Genomic DNA, 26,120 nt, shown 5'->3' on the forward strand with positions numbered 1-26,120 from the left:
GCAGTCTAGTGGGCCCGGTTTGACGCGGAAACGTGCAAAGGCGGATGATTGTTTTGCGTATTCCGCATAGCCCATCCACAGGCTCACGAATGGACGACTTCCTTTCCCCGCACCTCGCGCTGTTCGTCGACGTGGTCGACCAGCAGAGCTTCTCGGCGGCCGCGCGCCGGCTCGGCGTCGCCGCGTCGTCGGTCACGCGGCGCATCGACCGGCTCGAGACGCAGCTCGGCATCCGTCTCCTGCATCGCACCACGCACGCGCTGCGGCCGACCGAGGCCGGGCAACTGCTGTACGGGCGCGCGACCCGGATGCTGGCCGAGCTGCGCGGATTGCAGGAAGACCTGCACAGCCAGCACGACGAACCGGGCGGGCTGCTGCGCGTCGACTGTCCGGCGCCCTTCGGCCGGCGGCACCTGATGGCCGCGCTGGCCGCGTTCATGCAGCGCTATCCGGCGCTGCAGGTCGACCTCGTGCTGACCGACAGCATGGTCGACCTGCAGGGCGCGCGGCTCGGCTCCGACGTCGATCTCGCGGTGCGCATCGGCCCGCTCGAGGACACGCGTTTCGTCGCGACGGTGCTGGCGCCGCAGCGGCGCGTGCTGTGCGCGAGCGCGGCCTACCTCGCCCGGCGCGGCGAGCCCGCATCGCCCGACGCGCTCGCCGGCCACGACTGTCTCGCATGGCATGGCGCGCCGCCGCCCGGCGCGTGGCGCTTCGGCGAGCGCCGTCACGTGCCGGCGCAGCCGCGGTTTCGCAGCAATCATTCGGAAGCGTTGCTCGAGGCGGCCATCGACGGGCTTGGTCTCGCGCACCTGCCGACCTGGCTCGCGGCGGACGCGCTGCGCGACGGACGGTTGCGCGCGCTGCTGCCGCAGTACGCGGCGGCGCCCGAGCCGGCGACGATCCACGTGCTGCGTCAGCAGGCGCGTGGCAGTGCGCGCACGTCGCGGCTCGTCGCGTTCCTCGCCACGTGGTTCGCGCAGCCGGCGTGGGACGCCGCGTGGGCGTGACGACGGGCGAACGCCGCGCCCCATGAAAAAAGGGCCTCGCATGCGAGGCCCGTCAACAGGTCGGAGAAACCGGTACGCCGGCCGGCGCCGCGGGTCGCGCGGCACCGGCCGGACGCGCACCGTTACTGCGTGACTACCTTGCGCGGCTTGAAGATGCCCTGGTATTGCAGGGCCGGGCGTTGCTTCGTCACCGGTTCGATGCCGCCGAAGCTCGGCGTCTGGCGCAGCTTCATCGCGGCCGGCGAAGCGACCGAACCGATCGACGTCGAGCGCGAAGCCGGCGCGAGGTTGTTCGCGACGAGCAGCGCCGCTTCGCTCTTCAGGTTCGCCAGCAGCACCGGATCGGTGGAGCTGTTGATCTGCGTGAGCAGCCCGCTCCAGGCCGCGTCGCTGTAGTTCACGACGTAGTAGTCGAGACCGCTCGGGTCGGCGACCACGCCCGTGCAGCCGTCGATCCGCGTCTGCGTCTGCGTGTCCTTCAGCGCGAGTGTCGTGCGTTTCGCGAGACCCTGGCCGTACGCGAGCGTGAGCGGCACCGTCCACTGCAGGCCCGGATACGCGTTCTTGTTCGGGAACGGCTGCTGTTTCAGCGTGACGACCGTCTGGTTCTTCGTCAGGTCGCATTGCGTGTCGAGCGAGATCAGCGGCACGCCGGTCTGGCGCACGTAGCTGTCGCCGATCGGGCCGACCGCCTGGCCGCTTTCCTTCGACAGCGCATCCCACAGACGCTTCGGCGTCCCGTTGCCGAACGAGTAGTCGACCAGGTACTGCTGCAGGCCCTTACGCAGCGTCTGCTCGCCGAGATAGTTCTCGAGCGTCTTCAGCACGTGGCCGCCCTTGTCGTACGTGAACGCGCTGGCGCTCAGCACGAAGTCGTTCGATGCCCAGTCGTTGAAGTTCGGCGCGACCGGGAATGCGTTCGGGCCGATGTCACGATTGATCACGCGATACTTGTTCTTCACCTGGTCGAGCCAGCTGAACTCGTCGGGGAAGAACTGGATCGTCGTCTTCGTCTCGAAGAACGTCGCGAACGATTCGTTGAGCCACACGTTGTCCCACCAGTCGGTGGTCACGAGATCGCCGAACCACTGGTGCGCCACTTCGTGCGTCAGCACTTCGTTGCCGTAGTGCGACATCGGCTGACCCGGCTGCGGCAGGATGTCGTCGGCGAACTCGAGGATCGAGCCCCAGTTCTCCATCCCGCCGAAGTTCAGGTCCTTCTGCTCCTTGAACGCATCGTTCGCGGCCACCGTGTCGAACTTCGTGAGCGGCAGCGGGATGCCCGTGTAGCGGTAGTAGTAGTCGAGCGCCTGCTTGGTGCGGTCCATCGCCGGCTTCGCCCACTCGCTCATGCCCGGCGGCGTGAACACGCGCAGGTGCAGGCCGCCCTTGCCGCCCGGCAGCGGGCTCGTGAAGTCGTCCTCGTAGGTGTCGAACATGCCGCCGCCGAAGAACAGCAGGTACGACGGCATCGGCGGGGTCTTCTCGAACTGCACGAGCTTGTAGCCGCCGCCGACGTTGGTCGACGGCTTCTCGGCCGCGTTCGACACGACGCGCCAGCTTTGCGGCACTTCGGCCGTCACTTCATAGGTCGGGCGGAACGCCGGCTCGTCCCAGCCGGGGAACCACTGGCGCGACAGGTTGGTTTCGCCCTGCGTCAGGATCGCGCCGCTCGTCTTGCCGTCGGTGCCCTTCAGGTCGACGCGGAACACGCCTTCCGCGGCCGAGCAGCCCGGATACGGATCGTCGCCGCAGCTGCCGCCCGTGTGGTTGACCGGATCGTCATACGACTTGAAGTTGATGATGCCCGACCACTCCATGTGCAGCGAATAGTTGCCCGGCGAGATCGAGCCGCTCACGGGGCGCAGCTGATAGAAGTCGCCCTTGTCCTGCGGCGTCGCGATCAGCTGGATGTTGCCCGGCTGCAGCGTGATGCGGCCGTTGGTGAACTTGATCCGGTGGCCGGCGATCACGATGTTGTTGACCGGCTTGAGCACCTTGATCTCGACGTCGGCGCGGCCGTCGAACGCGTTCAGCGCTTCGTTCGGGCGGAACCACAGCCGGTAGTTCACGGGCACCACGGTGTCCGGCAATTCGACGGGCGAGACGCTCTTGTCGACGTTCGATGCGCTCGGCGGCGCGGCGACGGTGGGCGACGAGCCCGTATGCGGCGCGCCGGCGGAGCTGAGCGCGGAAGCGGAGCCCGCACCGCCGTCGTCGCCGCCGCACCCGGCGAGCGCGAGTGCGGCGACGAGCGGCAGATAACGCATCTTGCGAATATGGATCGACATGACTGAAACCTCGATTGTTGAAAGAATCGTTCAGTGCTGCGAAAACGCCGGCAAAAGCAACCCCCTCGCCGTTTAATCAACAGCGAAAAAATGCCAATGACGGATTATTCGAAAAGACGGCGGCCGACTACGTGAAGGTAATCATGGTTTACTGCCCCCTCTGGATTTCCGGATGTCGGTTAACTTGCCGGTTCAAAATGGCCGGGCGCGTGTTGTACTGAATTGATTTCGCGCGCACGACACGGGGCAGCACGCCCGGCGCAGGCGCGCAATCCCTTTGAACCGACGACCTACGGGGCTGGCCGGGCCAGTCCGCAGGACGGAAGGACAGCGTGTCGCCGTCCCGTAAATTCGCCGTCATGCGGCTTCAAGGTTTGTCGGCTTGCTCCAAGGATGCGTAAATATACTTGATGGTTTTGGGTAAAGGAAACGAAAAATTTAGAAAGAGCATCTATTGAATTCCGAGCGCTTCATTGAATGCTGAAAGTCATTAATGCGCTTTCCGTTTAGCCGGAAATTTCGTAGTTTTAATCTATTAACGATCTGCCGGCGCCACGAAAACTACGAAGTCCGGCGAGAGGCTGCATGGTCGGTACAATGCGTCGACGACCCGTTCACCGATCGCCACGAGGAGGCCTCCCCATGCCACGCGCCCTGTTCCGTATCGCGCCGCTGCGCGCCGTGCTGCTGCTGTTCGCGACCGTGTTCCTGCTGGGCGGTTGCGCGGCGCTCACGCGCGAGCCCGTGCGCGTGTCGGTCGCCGGACTCGACCCGCTGGTCGGGCAGGGTCTCGAGATGCGCTTCAGCCTGAAGTTGCGCGTGCAGAATCCGAACGACGCGCCGATCGACTACGACGGCATCTCGGTCGCGCTCGACCTGAACGGCGCGCCGTTCGCGAGCGGGGTCAGCGACCGGGCGGGCACCGTGCCGCGGTTCGGCGAGGCCGTGCTCGACGTGCCCGTGTCGGTGTCGGCTTTCGCTGCCGCACGGCAGGCGTGGAACCTGCCCGGCGCGGCCGCGAACGGCGAGCTGCCGTATGCGTTGCGTGGCCGGCTCGCCGGCAGCGTGCTGGGCACGGTGCGCTTCAACGACGCGGGCACGCTGCGCCTGCCGACCATGCCGGGATGGGGCGGCTAGATCGTTCGGCCGGATTCAACGTCGGTCAAATGTGTCTGAAAATTCACCATTTGACAGTCTTTAATGCTTATCTCCGCGAAATGTCGATTTTTGTCGGCATGCCCCTTACACTTGCCGATGTCCGAGGGTCGGACATTCTTTTTAGGGGAACGCCATGGCGGCAAAATTCGAACTCAAGAAGGCCACGAACGGCCAGTACTATTTCCACCTGAAGTCGGCGAACGGGGAAATCATCCTCGCGAGCGAGCGGTACGAGGAGAAAAGCGGGGCGAGAAACGGGATCGCGTCCGTGCGGGACAACGCGCCGCTCGACGAGCGTTACGAACGGAAGCTCGCCCACAACGGTGAGCCCATGTTCAATCTGAAGGCGGCCAACCACCAGGTCATCGGCACGAGCGAGACGTACAGCAGCGTGCAGGCTCGCGAGAACGGCATCGCGGCCGTCAAGCGCGATGCACCCATTGCGGAAACCGTCGATCTCGCCTGATTGACGAGATTGCGCCGCGATGAACGCTTCCGGGCGATTGTCGCGGCGCCTGTTTTGCCGGGTCGGGCAAAGCGCGGTATGGTGTGGTCCGCGCGGCGAATTCTCGCTGCCGCTGAGCCAACCGTAACCGAGTTCGCGTGACCGATTCCCCCGTTTTCCACTGGACCGACGCCGACGGCGTCGATCATGTCGTGCGCTGGCGCTCCGAAGCCGGCGTGCAACCGCCGAAGCGCGCGGTGCCCGCCGACGACCGCCTGACCGCCGACGCGGCCTACCGCCTCGCGTGCGAGGGCACCGCGCTCGTCTGGCAGGGCGACTTCCAGAACGCACGCCAGCTCGTGCAGGCGATGGCGCGCCGTGTCGAACGCAAGCCGAAGAAGGCGAAAGCCGCGGCCGGCGTCGATGCGTTCAACCTGCATCGTCTCGCGCAATCGCAGCGCGCCCGCACGCTCGGCATGCTGCTGATCCCGCTCGACGCCGATTACACGATCCCGCTGCGCCGCGCGCCCGACGTGCGCGCGGCCTGCGAGGAAGCGTACGGCCCCGGCGGCGCGCCGTCGGTGGTGTCGCTGCGCGAACTGCTCGGGCTCGTCGGTGCGCATGAGTGGCGCAAGAAGGGCGTGCCGATCCCGGCGCTCGGCGGCGCGCCGATCCACCCGCATTACGGCGTGTTCTCGCCGGTGCGCGGCGAATACGTCGAGCTCGTCGCACGCGCGCCGCTGCCGGCGACGTCGCTCGCGTTCGACATCGGCACGGGTACCGGCGTGCTGGCCGCGGTACTTGCCTCACGCGGCGTCGAGCATATCGTCGCGACCGATCAGGACCTGCGTGCGCTCGCTTGCGCGCGCGAGAACGTCGCGCGGCTCGGTCATGCGGGCCAGGTCGAGATCGTCGAGGCCAACCTGTTTCCCCCCGGCCGTGCGCCGCTCGTGGTCTGCAACCCGCCATGGGTGCCGGCCCGGCCGAGCGCGCCGATCGAATACGCGGTCTACGATCCGGACAGCCGCATGCTGCGCGGTTTCCTCGCGGGGCTGGCCGCGCATCTGGAGCCGGGCGGCGAGGGCTGGCTGATCCTGTCCGATTTCGCCGAGCATCTCGGCCTGCGGCCGCGTGAAACCCTGCTGCAATGGATCGACGAAGCCGGCCTCGTCGTGCTCGGCCGCGACGATATCCGTCCCGCGCATCCGAAGTCGACGGACGCCGACGATCCGCTGCATGCGGCGCGTCGTGCCGAGATCACGTCGCTGTGGCGGCTCGGCGCCCGGGCCTGACCGCGTATTTTCGGTAAACTGTCGCCATTCCTCACGAATTTCCGCCGCCGGGCCGTGGTCGATCGACCGTGGCCCGGCGGCGCTTCACGATGTCGAACAAGACCCACGAAATCCGCCCGGAGCAGTCCGTCGAGCTGCTGAAGGAACTGCACATCCTCACCCGCGACGGGAAGCTGAACCAGGACAGCCGCCGCAGGCTGAAGCAGGTCTATCACCTGTTCCAGTTCATCGAGCCGCTGCTCGCCGGCGTGCAGGCCGACAAAGGCCACGTGACGCTCGTCGATCACGGCGCCGGCAAGTCGTATCTCGGCTTCATCCTGTACGACCTGTTCTTCAAGCAGCAGCCGGGGCACGGCACGCCGGCGTTCGCGTCGCACGTGTACGGCATCGAGACGCGCGAAGAACTCGTCACGCGCTCGACCGAGCTCGCCGCCCGGCTCGGGTTCGGCGGCATGTCGTTCCTGAACCTGTCGGTCGCCGATTCGATCACGTCGCCGCAACTGCCCGACACGGTCGACGTCGTCACCGCGCTGCACGCGTGCGACACGGCGACCGACGACGCGATCCGCTTCGCGCTCGCGAAGCGCGCGCAGCACATCGTGCTGGTGCCGTGCTGCCAGGCGGAAGTCGCGGGCGTGCTGCGCAAGAACAAGGGCAAGTCGCTCGCGAATGCGCTGACCGAGGTGTGGCGCCATCCGCTGCATACGCGCGAATTCGGCAGCCAGATCACCAACGTGCTGCGCTGCCTGCAGCTCGAAGCGCACGGCTACCAGGTCAGCGTGACCGAACTGGTCGGCTGGGAGCATTCGATGAAGAACGAGCTGATCATCGCGCAGTACAAGAACCTGCCGCGCCGGCGCCCCGGCGAGCGGCTGAACGAGATCCTCGGGATGTTCGGGCTCGCCGAACTCAACGAGCGCTTCTTCGTCGCGCAAGCCGCTCCGGCGAGCGACGCCGCCGTCGAGCCGGCCGAAGGCTGACGCGGCCGCGCGGGCATGGCGCTCGCGCCGCACGTTGCACGCCGCACGTGACACGCCGCGTCACACGTCGTCGCCCGGCCGGCGCATCCATTCGCGCCAGCCTTCGTGGCCGAGGCGGCGCAGCGTTTCCTGATTCTTTTCGTAGATCGCGGACGCGTCCGGAAACGCGTCGACCGCGCGCGCGATGCTGTCCTCGCGCAGCAGGTGCAGGATCGGATACGGCGCGCGGTTCGTGTAGTTCTCGATGTCGTCGGGTTCGGTGCCGTCGAACCGGTATTGCGGATGGAAGCTCGCGATCTGCAGCACGCCGTCGAGCCGCAATTGCTGAACGAGCCGCTCGGCGAAGAACAGCGCATCGTTGTAGTCGACGAAATCGGCGAACGCATGCGGGTAGATCACGAGCGTCGTATCGACCTGCTGCGGGTCCGCCGCGTCGAGCAAGCGCAGCTCGGTTTCGAGTTCGGCGAGCGCATCCTCCAGGGTCGTCGCTTCGCTGATCGCGTAGCGCACCTGTTCCTTCACGTAGACGCTTTTCGCGAACGGGCACAGGTTGAGCCCGATCACCGCGCGCGCGAGCCAGTGCCGCGTGGCGGCGAGAATGTCGTCGTGCGAGTCGGGGTGGGTGTCGGTCATCGTGATACCAGTCGGGCGGAGGGGCGGCGAGGGCCGCATTGTAGCGGGCACGCCGGCGACGAACGCGCGCGGCCCGTCATGCGCAGGCGGCTTCGATCAGCTGCGTGACGAGCGCGGGCGCGGTGCCGATCGGCGTTTCGCCGTGCCGGTAGGTCTGGCTCGCCGCATAAATGCCCTCGACCACCAGCGCGAGCGCATCGGCGAGCGCCTTCGGCTGCCGCGCGCCGGCGCCTTCGCACAGCGCGACGAGCCGTTTCATCAGCTGTTCCTTGTTCTGCGCGACGCGTTCGCGCGCCGGATGCGACGCGTCCGGGAATTCGGCGGCCACGTTGACGAACGGGCAGCCGCGATAGTCCTTTTGCGTCGCGCGTTCGGCGAGATCGACGAAGTACTGGATCAACTGCGCCTTCGGCTGCCCCGGATGCTTCGCGGCGCTCGTGTCGAGCCGCTCGAAGAAGCACGCGTCCATCCGTTCCAGATACGCGAGGATCAGTTCGTCCTTCGATGAGAACTGGCGGTACAGGCTCATCTTGTTGACGCCCGCGCGCTCCACCACCGCCTCGACGCCGACCGTTCGCACGCCTTCCTTGTAAAACAGCTCCTCGGCAGCGCGCAGCAGGTGCTCCTGCGCGGTGGCGCCGTCGATCGGCCGGCGCGTGCGCCGTGCCGGCGGTTTGGCGACCTCGATGCCCGACATGATGACCCTCGACTTCGTGGTGAATTGCTTGACATGTTACCGACTGGTCACTACGATCGCAACACAATTGTGACCGGTCGGTAACAATCGCGGCCGGATCAACAGACGAATGCCAAGCGTCGGCCCGGGTCAGCCGATGTTGAAATGCGCGGCGGAGGTGGCCTGGTTGGGACGGAGCGGGTGCGACGACACCGGAACCGTCAACTGGAGAACATGAAGATGAACTGGGCAGTGACACGAATCGGCGGGCGCTTCCATTACGGATGGCTCGCGGCGGCGGTGGTATTCCTGATCCTGCTGGCGGCAGCCGGCACGCGCGCGACGCCGAGCGTGCTGATGGTGCCGCTCGAACGCGAGCTCGGCTGGAGCCGCGCGGCGATCTCGCTGGCGATTTCGGTGAACATCGCACTGTACGGCCTGACGGGCCCGTTCGCGGCCGCCGCGATGCAGCGCTTCGGGCTGCGCCCGACGATCCTCACCGCGCTCGTGACGATGAGCGCGGGCGTCGCGCTGTCGTCGATGATGACGCAGAGCTGGCAGATGGTCGTGATCTGGGGGCTGATGGTCGGCTGTTCGACGGGCGTCGTCGCGCTGACGCTGTCCGCAACCTTCGTCACGCGCTGGTTCCACGCGCGGCGCGGCCTCGTGATGGGGATTCTGACCGCGAGCACGGCCACCGGCCAGCTCGTGTTCCTGCCGATGCTCGCGGCGATCGCGCAGCGCCACGGCTGGCGGCCGGTCGTGCTGGTCGTCGCGGTGGCGGCCGCGATCGTGATTCCGCTCGTCGCGTTTCTGCTGCCCGAGCGGCCGGCCGACGTGCGGCTGCGCCCGTACGGCGAGCCGGCCGATGCGCCGCCCGCGCCGGACGCGACGAAGGAGAATCCGCTCGCGGTCGCGTTCCGCACGCTGCTGATGGCGAGCCGCTCGCGCGATTTCTGGCTGCTGTTCTTCAGCTTCTTCATCTGCGGTGCGAGCACCAACGGCTATGTCGGCACGCACCTGATCGCGATGTGCAGCGACTACGGGATGACCGAGGTGCAGGGCGCGTCGCTGCTCGCGGCGATGGGCGTGTTCGACCTGTTCGGCACGACGTTGTCGGGATGGTTGTCGGACCGTTACGACAATCGCGTGCTGCTGTTCTGGTACTACGGGCTGCGCGGGCTGTCGCTGATCTACCTGCCGCATGCGTTCGGGATCGATTTCTTCGGGCTGCCGTTGTTCGCGATGTTCTACGGGCTCGACTGGATCGCGACCGTGCCGCCCACCGTGCGGCTCGCGACCGACGTGTTCGGCAAGGCCGCGGCGCCGGTCGTGTTCGGCTGGATCGTCGCCGGCCACCAGCTCGGCGCGGCATTCGCGGCGCTCGGTGCCGGGCTGCTGCGCGCGAGCCTCGGCACCTACACGATCGCGTCGATGATCTCGGGCGGGTTGTGCATCGTCGGCGCGCTGATCGTGCTGCGGATCAACCGCGGCCCGTCGCGCGCGGCCGCGCAGGCGGCCTGATCGCGGCGGACCGGCCGGCCGCACCGCCGCGGCCGGCCATTGCACGCACGCAGATTTGCATAGCGCGGCGGGATCGGGCGCGCTGTCGCTCAAGCGGGTATGCTTGCGGTTCGCCGGGCGTTCGCGCCCCTTCATCGATGTCAGCGAGGAACCGCATGTCCGTCAAACCTGCTCCCACCACTGTTTCGATTCACGATCTGATCGCGGGCCGCTGGAGCCCGCGCGCGTATTCGGATGAGCCCGTCAGCGCCGGCGATCTCCACGCGGTGCTCGAAGCGGCACGCTGGGCCCCGTCCGCGTACAACGCGCAACCGTGGCGTTTCATCGTATTCGATCGCACCCAGGACGAAGACGCGTTCAAGCGCGCATTCGCGACGCTGGTGCCGTTCAACCAGGGCTGGAATGCACCGGCGCCGGTGCTGATCGCGGTCACCGCGCACACGCTCACGCCGAAGGGCGAGCCGGCGCCGACCGCGCTGTACGACGCCGGCGCTGCCGCGATGTCGCTGGTGCTGCAGGCGCACGCGCTGGGCCTCGCCGCGCACCAGATGAGCGGTTTCGACCCGAAGGCATTCCGCGACGCGTTCGCGATTCCGGCGGACGTCGCGATCGTGTCGATCATCTCGCTCGGCCACTACGGCAACGTCGACAAGCTCGATCCCGTGCTGCGCGATCGCGAGAAGGCGCCGCGTACGCGCCATGCGATCGGCGAAGTCGTCTACGCGGGTGCGTGGAAGAAGAGCTTCGACGCGGCAGCCTGATCCCGCGGGCGGGCAGGCTGCGTCGCGCATCCTGTCCGCGCATGTTCGCGGCGCGCCACGGCGCGCGCCGTCGCCACCGGGCGCCCGTTGCGCGGCGCCGCTGGCCGGCCCCGGTTGTGATCCCGCGGGCTTCATGTTAAAAAGCCCGTCCTTTCCGTTTTCGCGCCGGCCCTGCTGCGGCAATTTCCCATGACTTACTGCGCGATCGATTTCGGCACGTCCAATTCCGCCGTGGCGCTGCCCGACGGCGATGGCATGCGCCTCGCGCCCGTCGAGGGCGACCACCTGACGCTGCCCACCGCGATCTTCTTCAACAACGACGAAGAGACGGTCGAATACGGCCGGGCGGCGCTGGCCTCCTATATCGACGGTTTCGACGGCCGGCTGATGCGCTCGATGAAGAGCATCCTCGGCTCGCCGCTCGCGGAAACGACGACCGATCTCGGTGACGGCAGCGCGATCGCCTACACCGACATCATCGCGCGCTTCCTGACGCACCTGAAGCGCAAGGCCGAAGCGCGCGCGGGCGCGCCGATCGGCCGCGCGGTGCTCGGCCGGCCGGTGTTCTTCGTCGACGACGATCCGCGCGCCGACCGGCTCGCGCAGGATCAGCTCGAGGCGGCTGCGCGCTCGGTCGGCTTCGCGGACGTTCACTTCCAGTACGAACCGATCGCCGCCGCGTTCGACTACGAGTCGCGCCAGCAGGCCGAGCGTCTCGTGCTCGTCGCCGACATCGGCGGCGGCACGTCCGACTTCTCGCTGGTGCGCGTCGGCCCGCAGCGGATGGCGCGGCTCGAACGCAAGGACGACGTGCTGGCGCACCACGGCGTGCACGTCGCGGGCACCGACTACGACCGGCGGGTCGAGCTGGCGGCGATCCTGCCCGCGTTCGGCTACCGTTCGCTCGACCCGGAAGGGCGCGAGCTGCCGAACAAGATCTACCTCGATCTCGCGACCTGGCACCTGATCAATACCGTCTACACGCCCAAGCGCGTCGGCGAGCTGAAGCTGATGAAGCACCTGTACCAGGATGTGCGGCAGTACGACCGGCTCACGAGCGTGGTCGAGCAGCGGCTCGGGCATGCGCTGATGGCGCGCGCGGAAGAGGCGAAGATCGGTGTCGCGGCGGGCGGGGAGACGATGATCGACCTGAACGACGTGGAAGAGGATCTGCTGATCGCGTTCGACGCGGATCGCCTCGTCGACGCGAGCCAGGACGATACCGCGCGCATCGTCGATGCCGCACGCGAAACGGTGCGGCTCGCGGGCGTCGCGCCGCGTGACGTCGGTGCGCTGTATTTCACCGGCGGTTCGACGGGGCTCGCGTTCCTGTCGGGTGCGCTCGCCGGCGCGTTTCCGGATGCGCAGCCGGTGTTCGGCGATCGCTTGGCGAGTGTCGCGACGGGGCTCGGCATTCACGCGCAGCGCCTGTTCGGCTGAGCGGCGCGGGCGGCTATAAGCCGCCATGCCGGACGACCGGCGCACAAAAACAAAAAGCCCCGCCGAAGCGGGGCTTTTTTACACGAATTATCGCGCCAAGCTTAGACCGGACGGATGTTCGCAGCTTGCAGACCCTTCGGGCCCGTCTTCACTTCGAATTCAACCTTCTGGTTTTCTTGCAGCGTCTTGAAGCCTTCGACGCGGATTTCCGAGAAGTGCGCGAACAGATCGTCGCCGCCGCCTTCCGGGGTGATGAAGCCGAAGCCCTTTGCGTCATTGAACCACTTGACGGTACCGGTTGCCATGTTACTTGTTCCTAAAAAGATAAAACGGGGCCGAAGCCCATGGGGTGCGGAAAATCAAGGAAGGGGTAATAGGACCAACCGGAGTACCGTTGATGGGCGAACTACGAAAGAACCAATTCACTCGCCACTTGAAATCCTGCGAAGTCCTTTATACGGCTAATCGGTCTGGTGGTCAACCGTATTCCCATGCTCTCAGGGTTATTGCGGAGATCGGGTTTACAAAGCTTGCAAGCGATGCGAATTTTTTGTAGGGGCCGATCGATTTTGGCGCCACGTTCGAGGTGCAACCGTTAAACTACGCGCCGCGTGGACGGGTTGCCCCGATCGGGTTGACCGTCCCCCCAAGAATGCGTGCGCGATGCTGTCCGAGCCGATCCCGGACCGCAGGCCGACCATGCTTTTTGAGACACAGGAGAGGATGTGAAGAGTTCTATTCAACGGAACATCGGCCCGTTTGCATTGATGCTGACGGGGCTGGGTTCGATTATCGGCTCGGGCTGGCTGTTCGGTGCCTGGAAAGCCGCGAAGATCGCCGGTCCGGCGGCGATCTGCGCATGGATCATCGGCGCGGTCGTGATTCTGGCGATTGCGCTGACGTATGCGGAACTGGGCGCGATGTTCCCCGAGTCGGGCGGCATGGTGCGTTACGCGCGCTACTCGCACGGTTCGCTGGTGGGCTTCATCAGCGCGTGGGCCAACTGGATCGCGATCGTATCCGTGATCCCGATCGAGGCGGAAGCGTCGATCCAGTACATGAGCACGTGGCCGTATCCGTGGGCGCATGCGTTGTTCGTGAACGGCGAATTGCAGACTCTCGGTCTGCTGCTGTCGGCCGTGCTGGTCGTCGTCTACTTCCTGCTGAACTACTGGGGCGTGAAGGCTTTCGCGCGGGCGAACACCGCGATCACGATCTTCAAGTTTCTGATTCCGGGCCTCACGATCCTCGGCCTGATGCTGACGAGCTTCCACGCGGAGAACCTCGGCACCGCGTCGAATACGAGCTTCGCGCCGTATGGCTGGTCGGCCGTGCTGACCGCGGTCGCGACGAGCGGCATCGTGTTCGCGTTCAACGGCTTCCAGAGCCCGGTGAACCTGGCCGGTGAAGCGCGCAATCCGGCGCGCAGCGTGCCGTTCGCGGTGATCACGTCGATCCTGCTCGCACTCGTGATCTACGTGCTGCTGCAAATGGCCTATATCGGCTCGGTGAACCCGGCCGACGTCGCGAAGGGTTGGGCGCACTTCAACTTCTCGTCGCCGTTCGCGGAACTCGCGATCGCGCTGAACCTGAACTGGCTCGCGATCCTGCTGTACGTCGACGCGTTCATCAGCCCGAGCGGCACCGGTACGACCTACATGGCGACGACCACCCGCATGATCTACGCGATGGAGCGCAACAACACGATGCCGAAGATGTTCGGCAACGTGCACCCGATCTACGGCGTGCCGCGCCAGGCGATGTGGTTCAACCTGCTCGTGTCGTTCATCTTCCTGTTCTTCTTCCGCGGTTGGAGCTCGCTCGCGGCAGTGATCTCGGTGGCGACGGTGATCTCGTACCTGACCGGCCCGATCAGCCTGATGGCGCTGCGCCGCTCGGCGACCGACATCGAGCGCCCGCTGTCGATTCCGCTGATGAAGCTGATCGCCCCGTTCGCGTTCGTGTGCGCGTCGCTGATCCTGTACTGGGCGAAGTGGCCGCTGACGGGTGAAATCATCCTGCTGATGATCGTTGCGCTGCCGGTGTACTTCTTCTTCCAGGCGAAGTCGGGCTGGACCGGCTGGGGCGCCGACCTGAAGGCCGCATGGTGGCTGGTCGCGTACCTGCCGACGATGGCCGTGCTGTCGCTGATCGGCAGCAAGGAATTCGGCGGTTATGGCTTGCTGCCGTACGGCTGGGACATGCTGGTCGTCGCGGCGATCTCGCTGGTGTTCTACTTCTGGGGCGTGAATACCGGTTACCGGACCCAGTATCTCGACGAGCGCGAGTCGCACGACGAGATCCTCGAAGGGGTCGGTGCCTGACGCCTGACCTGCCGCCGGATTCGGCGGCGGCAGGATGCAGCGAAAAAAGCCCGCCCGAGCGATGCTCGGGCGGGCTTTTTACTGGCCCGGCGGTGGCGCCCCCGTTCAGGTTCAGGCGCCGGCGCTCGCGAACACGTAGTTCGTCATCGCGAGCACGCGCTGGTAAGTGCCGAGCGACTGGATGCCGAGCCGGTAGTCGTCGTCCGCCGCGCCGAGCGCCGTGAAGACCGGCAGCAGATGTTCGTCGGTCGGATGCATCAGCGCCGCGTGCGGCGCCTGCCGGCGGTAGTCGAGCAGCGCGTCGACGTCGCGTGCGGCCAGTTTCGCCTCGAACCAGTCGGTGAATTCCGCGACGCGCGGGTCCGCATCCTCGGGCGCGGCGCCGAAATCGGCGGCGCGCAGGTTGTGCGTGATCTGCCCCGAACCGATCACCATCACGCCTTCGTCGCGCAGCGGCCGCAGCGCGCGGCCGAGCGCGAAGTGATGCGCGGCGTCCGCGCGCGGCTGGATCGACAGTTGCGCGACCGGCACGTCGGCTTCCGGAAACATCAGCAGCATCGGCACCCACGCGCCGTGATCGAGGCCGTGTTCGGTCGTCGCGGTCGCGATGCCGGCTGCGTTGAGCAGCGCGGCCGCGCGTTCGGCCACGTCGGGCGCGCCCGGCGCTGGATAGCGGATGTCGTACAGCGCCTGCGGGAAACCGTAGAAGTCGTGAATCGTGTCCGGATGCGCGGCGACGCTCGCGACCGGCCGCTGCGTGCCCCAGTGCGCGGACAGCATCAGTACCGCGCGTGGGCGCGGCAATTCGGCACCGAGGTGCGTGAACGCGCCGGACGGCAGCGCCGGGTCGATCGGCAGCGTCGGCGCGCCGTGGGACAGGTACAGCGAAGGCAAGCGGTTCATGGTGGTGACCTGCGAAAGAGTTTGCCTGTGACTATAGGCGCGCACCGCGCATTGATAAATCGGCGCGCTGGAATTTGATTGGCGCCTGCTTGTTGATAATCGTGGCGATAGCGGGCTTCCGACTGCCGACTGGCATCGGAAGGCATGGAATCGACGGAGTTGTGGTGTGGATCGGCGGAGATGCGCGCAGAAGAGGCGTGGCTTACTGCGCGTGCCGGATGCCGGCCCACGGTGTCGTGAGCGGCGCGCTGAGCGCGAACAGGTCGAGCACGCGCGTGACGGTCTGATCGACGAGTTCCTCGATCGTCTTCGGCATCGCATAGAACGCCGGCAGCGGCGGAAAGACGATGCCGCCCATTTCGGTGACGGCGGTCATGTTGCGCAGATGCGCGAGGTTGAACGGCGTTTCGCGCACCATCAGCACGAGACGGCGGCGCTCCTTCAGCGTGACGTCGGCCGCGCGCGTGATCAGGTTGTCGGACAGCCCGTGCGCAACGCTCGCGAGCGTCTTCATCGAGCAGGGCGCGATCACCATGCCATCGGTCGCGAACGAGCCCGACGCAATCGTCGCGCCGACGTCGCGCACCGAATGCACGACGTCCGCACGGCTTTCGACGTCGGCCTTCGGCAGCTTCAGTTCATGCTGGATGTTGAGCCAGCCGGCGTTCGAAATCAGCAGGTGTGTTTCGACGCCGCCGGCGGCGCGCAGCAGGTCGAGCAGCCGCACACCGTAGATCGCGCCGGTGGCACCGGTGATCGCGACGATCAGCCGGCGTGGCGGCGCGCTGGAAGATGCCATCGAAAGGGGGACGGGTGCCGCGTGTTACGCGGCGGCGAACAGTTGCTGCAGTTCGCCCGACTGGTACATCTCCATCATGATGTCCGAGCCGCCGATGAATTCGCCCTTCACGTAGAGCTGCGGGATGGTCGGCCAGTTCGAGAAGGCCTTGATGCCCTGGCGGATTTCGTCGTCCTCGAGCACGTTGACGGTCTTGAACTGGTCGACGCCGCAGGCCTTCAGCACCTGCACGGCGCGGCCCGAGAAGCCGCACATCGGGAATTGCGCGTTGCCCTTCATGAAGAGCACGACCTGGTTTTCGTCGACGATTTGCTTGATACGTTGTTGGGTGTCCATGACTGACCTTGCGTTTGCGGGGCGTTAGATCGAAATGATAGCGGATTTCAACCGGGCGGGCCGGGCATCAGCCCGGCAGGCGGCCGCCGGTCGTGCGTTCGATGGCGGCGAGATCGGTCAGCGATTCGACCGCGACGAAGCCGTGCGACACCAGGATCGCGCGCACGGCTTCGGCCTGGTCGTAGCCGTGCTCGATCCAGAGCGTGCCGCCCGGCTTCAGATGGGCGCCGGCGCCCGCGACGATCGTGCGGATCGCGCTGAGGCCGTCGGCGTCGTCGGTGAGCGCGCCGCGCGGCTCGAAACGCAGGTCGCCCTGGGCGAGATGCGGATCGTGCTGCGCGATGTACGGCGGGTTGCTGACGATCGCATCGAACGCGAGCGCGGGATCGAGCGCCGCGTACCAGTCGCTCTGCAGCCAGTGCAGCGGGCCGCCGGGGCGCTGTGCGTCGAGCAGCTTGTCGGCGTTGCGTTGCGCGACCGCGAGCGCGGCCGGCGAACGGTCGAGCGCCCACACGCGCGCATCGGGGCGCTCGGCCGCGATCGACACGGCGATCGCGCCGCTGCCGGTGCCGAGGTCGAGCACGGCCGCGTGCGGCAGCCCGTCGATCGCATCGAGCGCGGCTTCCACGAGCAGCTCGGTTTCGGGGCGCGGGATCAGCACGTCGGGCGTCACGTCGAACGGGCGGCCGAAGAACTCGCGCATCCCGACCAGTTGCGCGACGGGTTCGCCGGCGACGCGGCGCGCTTCGAGCGCGCGGTAGCGTTCGACCGCGGCCGCGTCGAGCGGCGCGTCGCCGCGCGTGATCAGTTGCGTGCGGGTCCAGCCGAGCGCGTGCGCGAGCAGCACGCGTGCATCGACCGCGTCGAGCGGCGAGGTGCGCAGCAGGGCGTCGGCGGTGGTGTCGGGCATCGTGGCCTCAGTCGGCTTCGCCGAGCGACGCGAGCAGCTCGGCCTGGTGCTCGGTGACGAGCGCGCCGATCAGTTCGTCGAGATCGCCGTCCATGATCGCCTCGAGCCGGTACAGCGTCAGGTTGATCCGGTGGTCGGTCATCCGGCCCTGCGGGAAGTTGTACGTGCGGATGCGTTCCGAACGGTCGCCGGAGCCGATCAGGCTCTTGCGCGTCGCGGCTTCCTTCGCATGCTGCTCGTGATACTGCTTGTCCTTGATGCGCGCGGCGAGCACCTTCAGCGCGCGATCCTTGTTCTTGTGCTGCGAGCGATCGTCCTGGCATTCGACGACGATCCCGGTCGGGATGTGCGTGACGCGCACCGCCGAATCGGTCTTGTTGATGTGCTGGCCGCCCGCGCCGGACGCGCGGAACGTGTCGATGCGCAGGTCGGCCGGATTGATCTCGACCTCGCCGATCTCGTCGGCTTCCGGCATCACCGCGACCGTGCACGCGGACGTATGGATGCGCCCCTGCGTCTCGGTGGCCGGCACGCGCTGCACGCGATGGCCGCCCGATTCGAACTTCAGCCGCGAATACGCACCCTGGCCCGCGATCCGCACGATCACTTCCTTGTAGCCGCCGAGATCCGACGCGCTCTCCGACATCATTTCGACCTGCCAGCGCTGGCGTTCCGCGAAGCGCAGGTACATGCGCAGCAGGTCGCCCGCGAACAGCGCCGATTCGTCGCCGCCCGTGCCCGCGCGGATTTCGAGGAAGATGTTGCGGTCGTCGTTCGGATCCTTCGGCAGCAGCATCTTCTGCAGCTCGGTCTCGAGGCGCGCCATGCCCTCGCGTGCGCTGCGGATTTCGTCTTCCGCGAAATCGCGCATCGACGGATCGGCGAGCAGTTCCTGCGCGGCCGCCTCGTCGCTGCGCGATTGGCGCCATAACGCGTATTGCTCGACGACCGGGCCGAGTTCCGCATGTTCGCGCGTCAGCTTGCGGTACTGGTCGAGGTCGGCCGTGACGTTTTCGCGGCTCAGCAGGTCGTTCAGTTCGGCCAGCCGTGTGGACAGCTGGTCGAGCTTGCGTTGCATGCTCGTCTTCATGGTGTGGAGCGGCGCTCCCGGGCAAGGGTATTCGGAAAGGATAGGCCGGCGGCAGGGCAATGCGCGGCCGGCGGCAGGGCGACCGGCCGGCGCTAGTGGCCGGACTGGTCGTTCGAGCGCGGCGCGTGCTGGTAGAAGCCGCGCATCAGGTCGATCAGCGAATCGCGATCGGCGCCGTTGACGCGGTTGAGCGCGCTCGTCGGGCCGTGGATCAGCTTGTTGGTCAGCGCCTGCGACAGGGCTTCGAGCACGGCGGCCGGATCGTCACCGCGTGCGAGCAGCTTCTGTGCCTTCTCGACTTCGGCGCGGCGCAGCGCGTCGGCCTGCGTATGCATGTGACGGATCACCGGCACGACGCTGCGCGTGTCGAGCCATTGCATGAAATTCTGCACGCGGGTTTCGATGATCGCTTCGGCCTGCGCGACCGCGGCCTGACGCGACGCGTTGCCTTCGCGCACGATCGCGCCGAGATCGTCGACGGTGTACAGGAACACGTCCTTCAGCTTGCCGACTTCGGGCTCGATGTCGCGCGGCACCGCGAGGTCGACCATGAAGATCGGCCGGTGACGACGCGCCTTCACCGCACGCTCGACCGCGCCGAGGCCGATGATCGGCAGCGTCGACGCGGTGCACGACACGATGATGTCGAATTCGTGCATGCGGGTGGGCAGGTCGGCCAGCGGCATCGCGCGGCCGTTGAAGCGTTCGGCGAGCCGCTGGCCGCGTTCGGCCGTGCGGTTCGCGACGACGAGTTCGCGCGGGCCCTGCGCGGCGAAATGCGTCGCGCACAGCTCGATCATTTCGCCCGCGCCGATGAACAGCACGCGCTGATCCGACACCTTTTCGAAGATGCGCTGCGCGAGGCGCACCGCGGCCGCGGCCATCGACACCGACTGCGTGCCGATTTCGGTCGTGCCGCGCACTTCCTTCGCCACCGCGAACGTGCGCTGGAACAGCTGGTTCAGATAGGTGCCGAGCGCGCCGGCTTCCGTCGCGGTGCGAACGGCATCCTTCATCTGGCCCAGGATCTGGGTTTCGCCGAGCACCATCGAATCGAGGCCGGAGGCGACGCGGAACGCGTGCCGGACCGCTTCCGACTGCGGCAGCGCGTAGACGTGCGGCGCGAGTTCGTCGACCGGAATCCGGTGATACTCCGACAGCCAGCGGAGCGCGCCTTCGCGGGCCGCGCGATCGTCGGTCGCGCAATACAGTTCAGTGCGGTTGCAGGTCGAGAGGATCGCCGCTTCGGGCGTATTGGGCGCCTGCGGGCCGAGAAACACGTTCTTGAACGTGACGAGAGCCGGTTTGATTTGCTCGAGCGGAAACGCCACGCGTTCGCGCAGGGCGACAGGCGCAGTGTGGTGGTTGATTCCGATCGTGAGGAGTTGCATATCGAGGGCTATCGTTTAGCCCCATATTATAGCGTTTCAGCGATTTCCTCACTCGCCGCATACCGGGCATCAGCGTGGCGGGGGCGCGAATTTGGGGGCTCGATCGGTACGCGGTCAAGCTGGTAGCCGAAGCCGTAGAGCGGCAGCAGCCGGTAGCCGCGCTCCGGAAGCAACTGCAATTTGCTGCGCAGCCGCGACGCGTGGGTATCGAGCGTGCGCGACTTCATGTCGCGGCGGCGCGCCCATACCGTTTCGAGGATATGGGCGCGCGACACGGGCCGCGACAGGTTCGTGAACAGCAACTGCGCGAAACGGAACTCCTTCGGCGTGAGTGAAACGATTGCGTCGCCGAAACGCACGAGGCAGTGCGTGGCGTCGAACGCGTATTCGCCGTACATTTCGCGCGAGCGGGTGGGCGGCCGGCGAACGCCGGCGCGCCGGCTCAGCGCGTTGACGCGCGCGGGCAGCTCGGGCCCGCTCACGGGGCGCACGAGGCAATCGTCGGCGCCCGCGTGCAGGCACGAGACGATTTCGCTTTCGCGTGCCGACTGCATCACGGCGATGGCCGGCAATCCCGGCAGGACCGCCTGCGCGCGCGGAATGACTTCCTGCGCCGGCTGATCGCCGGCCCAGTGGCCGGTGACCAGCATGTCGCAGGTGTTGTCGGCGGCGAGCCACTCGAAGAAAGCGGCGCTGGATGGAAAAGCATGGCACACGTGACCGCCGGCAAAGAGCAGGCGGTTCAGGAGTGCGGTGTGACGCGACTCCGGATCGATCAGCGCGATTCGCATGAGAATTTCTTCAATACGGCAGCCGGTGTGCGCTTGCCATAACGTCGAGTCGGCCCCTACACTCGAATGTTCGCGGCGCCCGGCTGGTCTCGGGTTCGATGGATGAATCGATGCTAGCCGCTGGCAACGTTCACGCCTATGGGACGAATCTGAATTTATAGAAGGCGTCGAATGAACTGGTTTGGAATCCTTGTCCTGGGAGCGGCCGTCGGGTTGTTCGGCCGCTGGCTGCATCCGATGCGGCGCACGGGCCGGCCGGCGTGGTGGATCGCGGTGCTCGTCGGCATCGTGGGCGCGGCCGCCGCCCGCATGGTCGGCAATCTCTCGGGACTGTTTTACGATGGCGAGACGCTCGAATGGCCGGTCTGCACCGGCGTCGCGTTCCTCGCCGTAGCCGTGACGGTCGCGCTGTCGGCCCGTCGCTGAATGCTCTCAGGTGAAATCATGAATGCCCGTCTCCCCGAAGTCTCGCCGGTGCCGGCCCGTCTCGCGCTATTGCGCGACGCCATGGTCCGCGAGAACCTGGCCGCCTATCTCGTGCCGTCCGCCGATCCCCACCTGTCCGAATACCTGCCCGAACGCTGGCAGGCGCGCCGCTGGCTGTCCGGCTTCACGGGTTCGGTCGGCACGCTGGTCGTCACCGCGGACTTCGCGGGGTTGTGGGTCGACAGCCGCTACTGGGTGCAGGCCGACGCCGAACTGGCGGGCACGGGCGTGCAACTGATGAAGATGACGGGCGGGCAGCAGAGCGCGCCGCACGTCGACTGGCTCGCGCAGAACGTGGCGGCGGGCGCGACGGTCGGGGTCGACGGCGCCGTGCTCGGCGTCACGGCCGCGCGCGGGCTGACGGCCGCGTTGAGTGCGCGCGGCATCGCGCTGCGTACCGACGTCGACCTGCTCGATGCGATCTGGCCCGAGCGGCCGGGGCTGCCCGGCGATGCGGTGTTCGAGCACGTGGCGCCGCAGGCCGACACGACGCGCGCGAGCAAGCTGGCCGACGTCCGCCGCGCGATGCACGCGCAAGGCGCGCAGTGGCATTTCGTGTCGACGCTCGACGATCTCGCGTGGCTGTTCAACCTGCGCGGCGCCGACGTCAACTTCAATCCGGTATTCGTTGCGCACGCAATGATCGGCACCGATCGCGCGACGCTGTTCGTCGCCGACGGCAAGGTACCGCCGGCGCTGGCTGCGTCGCTCGCGCAGGATGGCGTCGACGTCCGCGCCTACGACGCCGCGCGTGCGTCGCTCGCGGCGCTGCCGGACGGCGCGACGCTGCTGATCGACCCGCGCCGCGTGACGTTCGGCACGCTCGAGGCCGTGCCGGCCGGCGTGAAGCTCGTCGAGGCCGTGAATCCGTCGACGTTCGCGAAGTCGCGCAAGACGACCGCCGAGATCGAGCACGTGCGCGTGACGATGGAGCATGACGGCGCCGCGCTCGCCGAATTCTTCGCGTGGTTCGAACAGGCCGTCAATCGCGAAACGATCACCGAGCTGACGATCGAGGAGAAGCTCACGGCCGCGCGCGCGCGGCGCCCCGGCTATGTGTCGGCGAGCTTCGCGACGATCGCCGGCTTCAACGCGAACGGCGCGATGCCGCACTACCACGCGACGCGCGAGTCGCACGCGACGATCGCCGGCGACGGCCTGCTGCTGATCGATTCGGGCGGCCAGTACGTGACGGGCACGACCGACATCACGCGCGTCGTGCCGGTCGGCACCGTCAGCGACCTGCAGCGGCGCGATTTCACGATCGTGCTGAAGTCGATGATGGCGTTGTCGCGCGCCCGCTTCCCGCGCGGCATCCGCTCGCCGATGCTCGACGCGATCGCGCGTGCGCCGATGTGGGCGGCCGGGCTCGACTACGGCCACGGCACCGGGCATGGCGTCGGTTACTTCCTGAACGTGCACGAAGGCCCGCAGGTGATCTCGCACTACGCGCCGGCCGAGCCGTACACGGCGATGGAAGAGGGGATGATCACGTCGATCGAGCCGGGTGTGTACCGTCCGGGCCAGTGGGGCATCCGGATCGAGAACCTGGTCGTGAACCGCGCGGCCGGTCAGACGGAATTCGGCGATTTCCTCGCGTTCGAGACACTGACGCTGTGCCCGATCGACACGCGCTGCGTGCTGATCGAGATGCTGCACGACGAAGAGCGCGCGTGGCTGAACACGTATCACGCGACGGTGCGCGAGCGCGTCGGCCGGCATGTGAGCGGCGACGCGAAGGCGTGGCTCGACGCGCGCACGCAGCCGATCTGACGCAACGCGCGGCAGGGCCGGATAGCGGCTGATCGCGATCGGACAGCGATCGGATAGCGATCGAACGACGGCCGGACAATAACAGCGAGGGCAGGCAATGGCGGACACTGCAGTGATCGTGGTCGACATGCAGCGCGGGCTGGTGGAGCGGGCGCGGCCCGCGTACCGGCTCGACGACGTGGTGTCGGGCATCAACCGGTTGACGGCGGCGGCGCGCGCGGCGAACGCGCCGGTGTGCTTCGTGCAGCACGACGGCGACGCGGACGACGACGTCGTGCCCGGCACGCCGGGCTGGGAACTGCATGCGGGGCTGGTCGTCGGTCGCGACGACTGGCGCGTGCGCAAGCAGGCGAGCGACGCGTTTCACGACACGCCGCTCGCGGCGCAGCTCGATCGCCACGGCATCCGCTCGGTGCTGATCTGCGGCTATGCGACCGAGTTCTGCGTCGATTCGGCCGCACGCCGCGCCGCGTTGCTCGGCTACCGGACGACCGTCGTGTCCGACCTGCACACGACGAACGAGCGCGTCCACCTGTCGGCGGCGCAGATCGTCGCGCACCATCACTTCATCTGGAACAACAATTCGCTGTCGGGCAACGCGGTGACGCCGCGTCCGCTCGCGGACGTGCTTGCTACGGAGTTCGCATGACGATCAAGGCAGTGGTGTTCGATTTCGGCGGCGTGCTGATCGACTGGAGCCCCGAGTACCTTTACCGTGAACTGATTCCCGACGACGCCGAGCGCCGCTGGTTCCTCACGCACGTGTGCGCGATGGACTGGGTGGTCCGTCAGGACGGCGGGCAGACGATCGAGGAAGGCACGGCCGAACTCGTCGCGAAGTTTCCCGAGCACGAAGCGCTGATCCGCGTGTTCTATGCGCGCTGGCACGAGATGATCGGCGGCGTGCTCGAAGAAGGCGCGGACCTCGTCGACCGGCTGGACGCGCAGGGAATGCCGCTGTTCGGGCTGACGAACTGGTCCGCGCAGACGTTTCCGTATGCATGGGACAACTTCCCGGTGCTGCGCCGGTTCAAGGACATCGTCGTATCGGGCCGCGTGAAGCTCGTGAAACCCGATCCGGCGATCTACCGCGAGATGCATGCGCGGATCGAGCCGCACCTGCCCGGCATCGCGTCGCACGAACTCGTGTTCATCGATGACAACGCGAAGAACGCGGCGGCCGCCACGGCGCTCGGCTGGCACGGCATTCATCACACGAGCGCGGCGGCGACCGAGGCGCGGCTGCGCGAGCTGGGCGCGCTGGTGTAAGCGGCGGGACGAGCGCCAGGCGAAAAAAAGCGGGCCATGGGCCCGCTTTTTCGTTGTGCCGTTCCGGATGCGGCCTCCTTCGATCACCTTCGGCGTCCAGCCCCGCGTGAGCGCGAGGCCGGATGCCCGGGCCGCACCGGTCAGCGGCTGATCGGCTTGTAGCGCAGACGCTTCGGCTTCGCGGCTTCCTCGCCGAGGCGCGCGCGCTTGTCGGCTTCGTACTCCTGGTAGTTGCCGTCGAAGAACGTGACCTGCGAATCGCCTTCGAACGCGAGGATGTGCGTCGCGATCCGGTCGAGGAACCAGCGATCGTGCGAGATCACCATCACCGAGCCCGCGAATTCGAGCAGCGCGTCTTCCAGCGCGCGCAGCGTTTCGACGTCGAGGTCGTTCGACGGTTCGTCGAGCAGCAGCACGTTGCCGCCCGAGATCAGCGTCTTCGCGAGGTGCAGGCGGCCGCGCTCACCGCCGGACAGGTTGCCGACGATCTTCTGCTGGTCGCCGCCCTTGAAGTTGAAGCGGCCGATGTATGCACGCGACGGCGTTTCGTACTTGCCGACCGTCAGCACGTCGGCGCCGCCCGAGATTTCCTCGAACACCGTCTTCGAACCGTCGAGCGCGTCGCGGCTCTGGTCGACGTACGCGAGCTTCACCGTCGGGCCCATTACGACTTCGCCCGAATCCGGCTGTTCCTTGCCGGTCAGCATCTTGAACAGCGTCGACTTGCCGGCGCCCTTCGGGCCGATGATGCCGACGATCGCGCCGGCCGGGATCTTGAAGCTCAGGTTGTCGATCAGCAGGCGATCGCCGAACGACTTGCTGACGTTCTTGAACTCGATCACTTCGTTACCGAGGCGTTCGCCGGCCGGAATGAAGATTTCCTGCGTTTCGTTGCGCTTCTGGTATTCCTGGCTGCTCAGTTCCTCGAAGCGCGCGATACGCGCCTTCGACTTCGCCTGACGCCCCTTCGGGTTCTGGCGCACCCACTCCAGTTCCTTCTTGATCGCCTTCTGGCGTGCCGATTCCGACGCTTCTTCCTGCTTCAGGCGCTCTTCCTTCTGGTCGAGCCAGCTGCTGTAGTTGCCCTTCCACGGAATGCCGTGGCCGCGGTCGAGTTCGAGAATCCACTCGGCCGCGTTGTCGAGGAAGTAGCGATCGTGCGTGACGGCGACCACGGTGCCCGGGAACCGCACCAGGAACTGCTCGAGCCAGTCGACCGATTCGGCGTCGAGGTGGTTGGTCGGTTCGTCGAGCAGCAGCATGTCGGGCTTCTCGAGCAGCAGCTTGCACAGCGCGACGCGGCGCTTCTCACCGCCCGACAGGTGCTCGATCTTTGCGTCCCACGGCGGCAGGCGCAGCGCGTCGGCGGCCACTTCGAGCTGCTGCTCGGGGCTGCCGCCGTCGCTCGACGCGAGGATCGCTTCGTATTTCGCCTGTTCGGCCGCGAGCGCGTCGAAGTCGGCGTCCGGTTCGGCGTAGGCCGCGTAGATTTCTTCCAGCTTCTTGTTCGCCTGGAACAGGTCGCCGAGGCCTTCCTCGACGGCTTCGCGCACGGTCTTCGTCGGGTCGAGCTGCGGCTCCTGCGGCAGGTAGCCGATGTTCAGGTTCGGCATCGGCGTGGCTTCGCCCTCGATGTCCTTGTCGACGCCCGCCATGATGCGGATCAGCGTCGACTTGCCCGAGCCGTTCAGGCCGAGCACGCCGATCTTCGCGCCGGGAAAGAACGACAGCGAGATGTCCTTCAGGATCTGGCGCTTGGGCGGCACGATCTTGCCGACCCGGTTCATCGTGAAAACGTATTGGGCCATTTCGGTGTGAAAGTCAGAAGTGGTTGAGAC

The 26,120-nt window shown here is 66.9% G+C and carries 25 protein-coding genes; 13 read left to right on the top strand and 12 right to left on the bottom strand.

What is annotated here, in order from left to right; genetic code table 11:
- The first annotated feature begins 89 nt into the window (after window positions 1-89).
- Window positions 90-1,010 carry a LysR family transcriptional regulator gene (locus DTA15_RS11715; protein WP_006481915.1) on the top strand — a complete coding sequence of 307 codons (921 nt, stop codon included), beginning with the start codon at window positions 90-92 and terminating at the stop codon, window positions 1,008-1,010.
- A 122-nt stretch (window positions 1,011-1,132) separates the two neighbouring features.
- Here DTA15_RS11715 and DTA15_RS11720 read toward each other — a convergent pair whose 3' ends face one another.
- The gene (locus DTA15_RS11720) at window positions 1,133-3,301 is read right to left on the bottom strand and encodes a M1 family metallopeptidase (RefSeq protein WP_006481916.1); all 2,169 of its coding nucleotides are present in this window, start codon (window positions 3,299-3,301) and stop codon (window positions 1,133-1,135) included.
- Between the two features lie 642 nt (window positions 3,302-3,943).
- Here DTA15_RS11720 and DTA15_RS11730 point away from each other — a divergent pair.
- From DTA15_RS11730 to DTA15_RS11745, 4 genes are all read left to right on the top strand, one after another.
- Window positions 3,944-4,438 carry an LEA/WHy family protein gene (locus DTA15_RS11730; RefSeq protein ID WP_006481921.1) on the top strand — a complete coding sequence of 165 codons (495 nt, stop codon included), beginning with the start codon at window positions 3,944-3,946 and terminating at the stop codon, window positions 4,436-4,438.
- Between the two features lie 154 nt (window positions 4,439-4,592).
- The gene (locus DTA15_RS11735) at window positions 4,593-4,925 is read left to right on the top strand and encodes a YegP family protein (RefSeq protein ID WP_006481923.1); all 333 of its coding nucleotides are present in this window, start codon (window positions 4,593-4,595) and stop codon (window positions 4,923-4,925) included.
- Between the two features lie 137 nt (window positions 4,926-5,062).
- Window positions 5,063-6,196 (top strand): methyltransferase, encoded by a 1,134-nt coding sequence (locus DTA15_RS11740; RefSeq protein WP_006481918.1) that lies wholly within the window; start codon window positions 5,063-5,065, stop codon window positions 6,194-6,196.
- Window positions 6,197-6,285: 89 nt separating this feature from the next.
- Window positions 6,286-7,176 (top strand): class I SAM-dependent methyltransferase, encoded by an 891-nt coding sequence (locus DTA15_RS11745; protein ID WP_012492314.1) that lies wholly within the window; start codon window positions 6,286-6,288, stop codon window positions 7,174-7,176.
- 60 nt (window positions 7,177-7,236) lie between these two features.
- Here the strand turns inward: DTA15_RS11745 and DTA15_RS11750 are convergent, their stop codons facing one another.
- Both DTA15_RS11750 and DTA15_RS11755 read right to left on the bottom strand, forming a co-directional pair.
- Window positions 7,237-7,809: a DUF1415 domain-containing protein gene (locus tag DTA15_RS11750; RefSeq protein WP_006481922.1), complete on the bottom strand. Its 573-nt coding sequence runs from the start codon at window positions 7,807-7,809 to the stop codon at window positions 7,237-7,239.
- Between the two features lie 76 nt (window positions 7,810-7,885).
- Window positions 7,886-8,506: a TetR/AcrR family transcriptional regulator gene (locus DTA15_RS11755; RefSeq protein WP_006481919.1), complete on the bottom strand. Its 621-nt coding sequence runs from the start codon at window positions 8,504-8,506 to the stop codon at window positions 7,886-7,888.
- Window positions 8,507-8,725: 219 nt separating this feature from the next.
- Here DTA15_RS11755 and DTA15_RS11760 point away from each other — a divergent pair, with 219 nt between their 5' ends.
- The 3 genes from DTA15_RS11760 (at window position 8,726) to DTA15_RS11770 (ending at window position 12,210) form a co-directional block, all read left to right on the top strand.
- The gene (locus DTA15_RS11760) at window positions 8,726-10,009 is read left to right on the top strand and encodes an MFS transporter (RefSeq protein WP_012492315.1); all 1,284 of its coding nucleotides are present in this window, start codon (window positions 8,726-8,728) and stop codon (window positions 10,007-10,009) included.
- A gap of 155 nt (window positions 10,010-10,164) precedes the next feature.
- On the top strand, window positions 10,165-10,770 hold the full coding sequence (locus DTA15_RS11765; protein ID WP_006482064.1) for a nitroreductase family protein: 606 nt from the start codon (window positions 10,165-10,167) through the stop codon (window positions 10,768-10,770).
- A gap of 189 nt (window positions 10,771-10,959) precedes the next feature.
- Window positions 10,960-12,210 (top strand): Hsp70 family protein, encoded by a 1,251-nt coding sequence (locus DTA15_RS11770; protein ID WP_006482049.1) that lies wholly within the window; start codon window positions 10,960-10,962, stop codon window positions 12,208-12,210.
- A 101-nt stretch (window positions 12,211-12,311) separates the two neighbouring features.
- Here the strand turns inward: DTA15_RS11770 and DTA15_RS11775 are convergent, their stop codons facing one another.
- Window positions 12,312-12,515 (bottom strand): cold-shock protein, encoded by a 204-nt coding sequence (locus DTA15_RS11775; RefSeq protein ID WP_006477070.1) that lies wholly within the window; start codon window positions 12,513-12,515, stop codon window positions 12,312-12,314.
- Window positions 12,516-12,935: 420 nt separating this feature from the next.
- Between DTA15_RS11775 and DTA15_RS11785 the strand changes: the two genes are divergently transcribed.
- Window positions 12,936-14,534: an APC family permease gene (locus DTA15_RS11785; protein ID WP_006482046.1), complete on the top strand. Its 1,599-nt coding sequence runs from the start codon at window positions 12,936-12,938 to the stop codon at window positions 14,532-14,534.
- Between the two features lie 111 nt (window positions 14,535-14,645).
- Here the strand turns inward: DTA15_RS11785 and DTA15_RS11790 are convergent, their stop codons facing one another.
- The 7 genes from DTA15_RS11790 to DTA15_RS11820 all read right to left on the bottom strand — a co-directional run bounded on the left by DTA15_RS11790 (window position 14,646) and on the right by DTA15_RS11820 (window position 20,754).
- Window positions 14,646-15,437 carry a DODA-type extradiol aromatic ring-opening family dioxygenase gene (locus tag DTA15_RS11790; protein ID WP_006494408.1) on the bottom strand — a complete coding sequence of 264 codons (792 nt, stop codon included), beginning with the start codon at window positions 15,435-15,437 and terminating at the stop codon, window positions 14,646-14,648.
- Between the two features lie 202 nt (window positions 15,438-15,639).
- On the bottom strand, window positions 15,640-16,236 hold the full coding sequence (locus DTA15_RS11795; protein WP_006482052.1) for a UbiX family flavin prenyltransferase: 597 nt from the start codon (window positions 16,234-16,236) through the stop codon (window positions 15,640-15,642).
- A 24-nt stretch (window positions 16,237-16,260) separates the two neighbouring features.
- A complete protein-coding gene (gene grxD, locus DTA15_RS11800; RefSeq protein ID WP_006477066.1) occupies window positions 16,261-16,572 on the bottom strand; it encodes a Grx4 family monothiol glutaredoxin in 312 nt (103 codons plus the stop codon).
- A gap of 67 nt (window positions 16,573-16,639) precedes the next feature.
- Entirely contained in the window at window positions 16,640-17,482 is an 843-nt protein-coding gene (gene prmC / locus DTA15_RS11805) for a peptide chain release factor N(5)-glutamine methyltransferase (protein WP_006482071.1), read from the bottom strand.
- Between the two features lie 7 nt (window positions 17,483-17,489).
- Window positions 17,490-18,572, bottom strand: a complete 1,083-nt coding sequence (gene prfA / locus DTA15_RS11810) for a peptide chain release factor 1 (RefSeq protein WP_006494405.1) — start codon at window positions 18,570-18,572, stop codon at window positions 17,490-17,492.
- A gap of 92 nt (window positions 18,573-18,664) precedes the next feature.
- A complete protein-coding gene (gene hemA / locus DTA15_RS11815) occupies window positions 18,665-19,963 on the bottom strand; it encodes a glutamyl-tRNA reductase (protein ID WP_006482047.1) in 1,299 nt (432 codons plus the stop codon).
- A 26-nt stretch (window positions 19,964-19,989) separates the two neighbouring features.
- Window positions 19,990-20,754: a response regulator transcription factor gene (locus tag DTA15_RS11820; RefSeq protein WP_006482057.1), complete on the bottom strand. Its 765-nt coding sequence runs from the start codon at window positions 20,752-20,754 to the stop codon at window positions 19,990-19,992.
- A gap of 171 nt (window positions 20,755-20,925) precedes the next feature.
- Between DTA15_RS11820 and DTA15_RS11825 the strand changes: the two genes are divergently transcribed.
- The 4 genes from DTA15_RS11825 to DTA15_RS11840 all read left to right on the top strand — a co-directional run bounded on the left by DTA15_RS11825 (window position 20,926) and on the right by DTA15_RS11840 (window position 24,282).
- Window positions 20,926-21,180, top strand: coding sequence for a DUF1129 domain-containing protein (locus DTA15_RS11825; RefSeq protein WP_006477062.1), 255 nt, complete (start codon window positions 20,926-20,928; stop codon window positions 21,178-21,180).
- A gap of 18 nt (window positions 21,181-21,198) precedes the next feature.
- A complete protein-coding gene (locus DTA15_RS11830) occupies window positions 21,199-23,013 on the top strand; it encodes an aminopeptidase P family protein (protein WP_012492316.1) in 1,815 nt (604 codons plus the stop codon).
- Between the two features lie 97 nt (window positions 23,014-23,110).
- On the top strand, window positions 23,111-23,662 hold the full coding sequence (locus DTA15_RS11835; protein ID WP_006482082.1) for a cysteine hydrolase family protein: 552 nt from the start codon (window positions 23,111-23,113) through the stop codon (window positions 23,660-23,662).
- Window positions 23,659-24,282, top strand: coding sequence for an HAD family hydrolase (locus tag DTA15_RS11840; protein WP_006482054.1), 624 nt, complete (start codon window positions 23,659-23,661; stop codon window positions 24,280-24,282). The genes DTA15_RS11835 and DTA15_RS11840 overlap by 4 nt, the downstream gene beginning before the upstream one ends.
- A 140-nt stretch (window positions 24,283-24,422) precedes the next feature.
- Here DTA15_RS11840 and ettA read toward each other — a convergent pair whose 3' ends face one another.
- A complete protein-coding gene (gene ettA / locus DTA15_RS11845) occupies window positions 24,423-26,090 on the bottom strand; it encodes an energy-dependent translational throttle protein EttA (RefSeq protein ID WP_006482045.1) in 1,668 nt (555 codons plus the stop codon).
- Window positions 26,091-26,120 lie beyond the last annotated feature (30 nt).

It is taken from the genome of Burkholderia cenocepacia (genome assembly GCF_900446215.1).
Classification (GTDB): Bacteria; Pseudomonadota; Gammaproteobacteria; order Burkholderiales; family Burkholderiaceae; genus Burkholderia; species Burkholderia cenocepacia.

Coding starts and splice junctions, on each gene's coding strand:
- DTA15_RS11715 (WP_006481915.1), top strand. CDS start 90: ATGGACGACTTCCTTTCCCCGCACCTCGCGCTGTTCGTCGACGTGGTC.
- DTA15_RS11720 (WP_006481916.1), bottom strand. CDS start 3,301: ATGTCGATCCATATTCGCAAGATGCGTTATCTGCCGCTCGTCGCCGCA.
- DTA15_RS11730 (WP_006481921.1), top strand. CDS start 3,944: ATGCCACGCGCCCTGTTCCGTATCGCGCCGCTGCGCGCCGTGCTGCTG.
- DTA15_RS11735 (WP_006481923.1), top strand. CDS start 4,593: ATGGCGGCAAAATTCGAACTCAAGAAGGCCACGAACGGCCAGTACTAT.
- DTA15_RS11745 (WP_012492314.1), top strand. CDS start 6,286: ATGTCGAACAAGACCCACGAAATCCGCCCGGAGCAGTCCGTCGAGCTG.
- DTA15_RS11750 (WP_006481922.1), bottom strand. CDS start 7,809: ATGACCGACACCCACCCCGACTCGCACGACGACATTCTCGCCGCCACG.
- DTA15_RS11755 (WP_006481919.1), bottom strand. CDS start 8,506: ATGTCGGGCATCGAGGTCGCCAAACCGCCGGCACGGCGCACGCGCCGG.
- DTA15_RS11760 (WP_012492315.1), top strand. CDS start 8,726: ATGAACTGGGCAGTGACACGAATCGGCGGGCGCTTCCATTACGGATGG.
- DTA15_RS11765 (WP_006482064.1), top strand. CDS start 10,165: ATGTCCGTCAAACCTGCTCCCACCACTGTTTCGATTCACGATCTGATC.
- DTA15_RS11770 (WP_006482049.1), top strand. CDS start 10,960: ATGACTTACTGCGCGATCGATTTCGGCACGTCCAATTCCGCCGTGGCG.
- DTA15_RS11775 (WP_006477070.1), bottom strand. CDS start 12,515: ATGGCAACCGGTACCGTCAAGTGGTTCAATGACGCAAAGGGCTTCGGC.
- DTA15_RS11790 (WP_006494408.1), bottom strand. CDS start 15,437: ATGAACCGCTTGCCTTCGCTGTACCTGTCCCACGGCGCGCCGACGCTG.
- DTA15_RS11795 (WP_006482052.1), bottom strand. CDS start 16,236: ATGGCATCTTCCAGCGCGCCGCCACGCCGGCTGATCGTCGCGATCACC.
- grxD (WP_006477066.1), bottom strand. CDS start 16,572: ATGGACACCCAACAACGTATCAAGCAAATCGTCGACGAAAACCAGGTC.
- prmC (WP_006482071.1), bottom strand. CDS start 17,482: ATGCCCGACACCACCGCCGACGCCCTGCTGCGCACCTCGCCGCTCGAC.
- prfA (WP_006494405.1), bottom strand. CDS start 18,572: ATGAAGACGAGCATGCAACGCAAGCTCGACCAGCTGTCCACACGGCTG.
- hemA (WP_006482047.1), bottom strand. CDS start 19,963: ATGCAACTCCTCACGATCGGAATCAACCACCACACTGCGCCTGTCGCC.
- DTA15_RS11820 (WP_006482057.1), bottom strand. CDS start 20,754: ATGCGAATCGCGCTGATCGATCCGGAGTCGCGTCACACCGCACTCCTG.
- DTA15_RS11825 (WP_006477062.1), top strand. CDS start 20,926: ATGAACTGGTTTGGAATCCTTGTCCTGGGAGCGGCCGTCGGGTTGTTC.
- DTA15_RS11830 (WP_012492316.1), top strand. CDS start 21,199: ATGAATGCCCGTCTCCCCGAAGTCTCGCCGGTGCCGGCCCGTCTCGCG.
- DTA15_RS11835 (WP_006482082.1), top strand. CDS start 23,111: ATGGCGGACACTGCAGTGATCGTGGTCGACATGCAGCGCGGGCTGGTG.
- DTA15_RS11840 (WP_006482054.1), top strand. CDS start 23,659: ATGACGATCAAGGCAGTGGTGTTCGATTTCGGCGGCGTGCTGATCGAC.
- ettA (WP_006482045.1), bottom strand. CDS start 26,090: ATGGCCCAATACGTTTTCACGATGAACCGGGTCGGCAAGATCGTGCCG.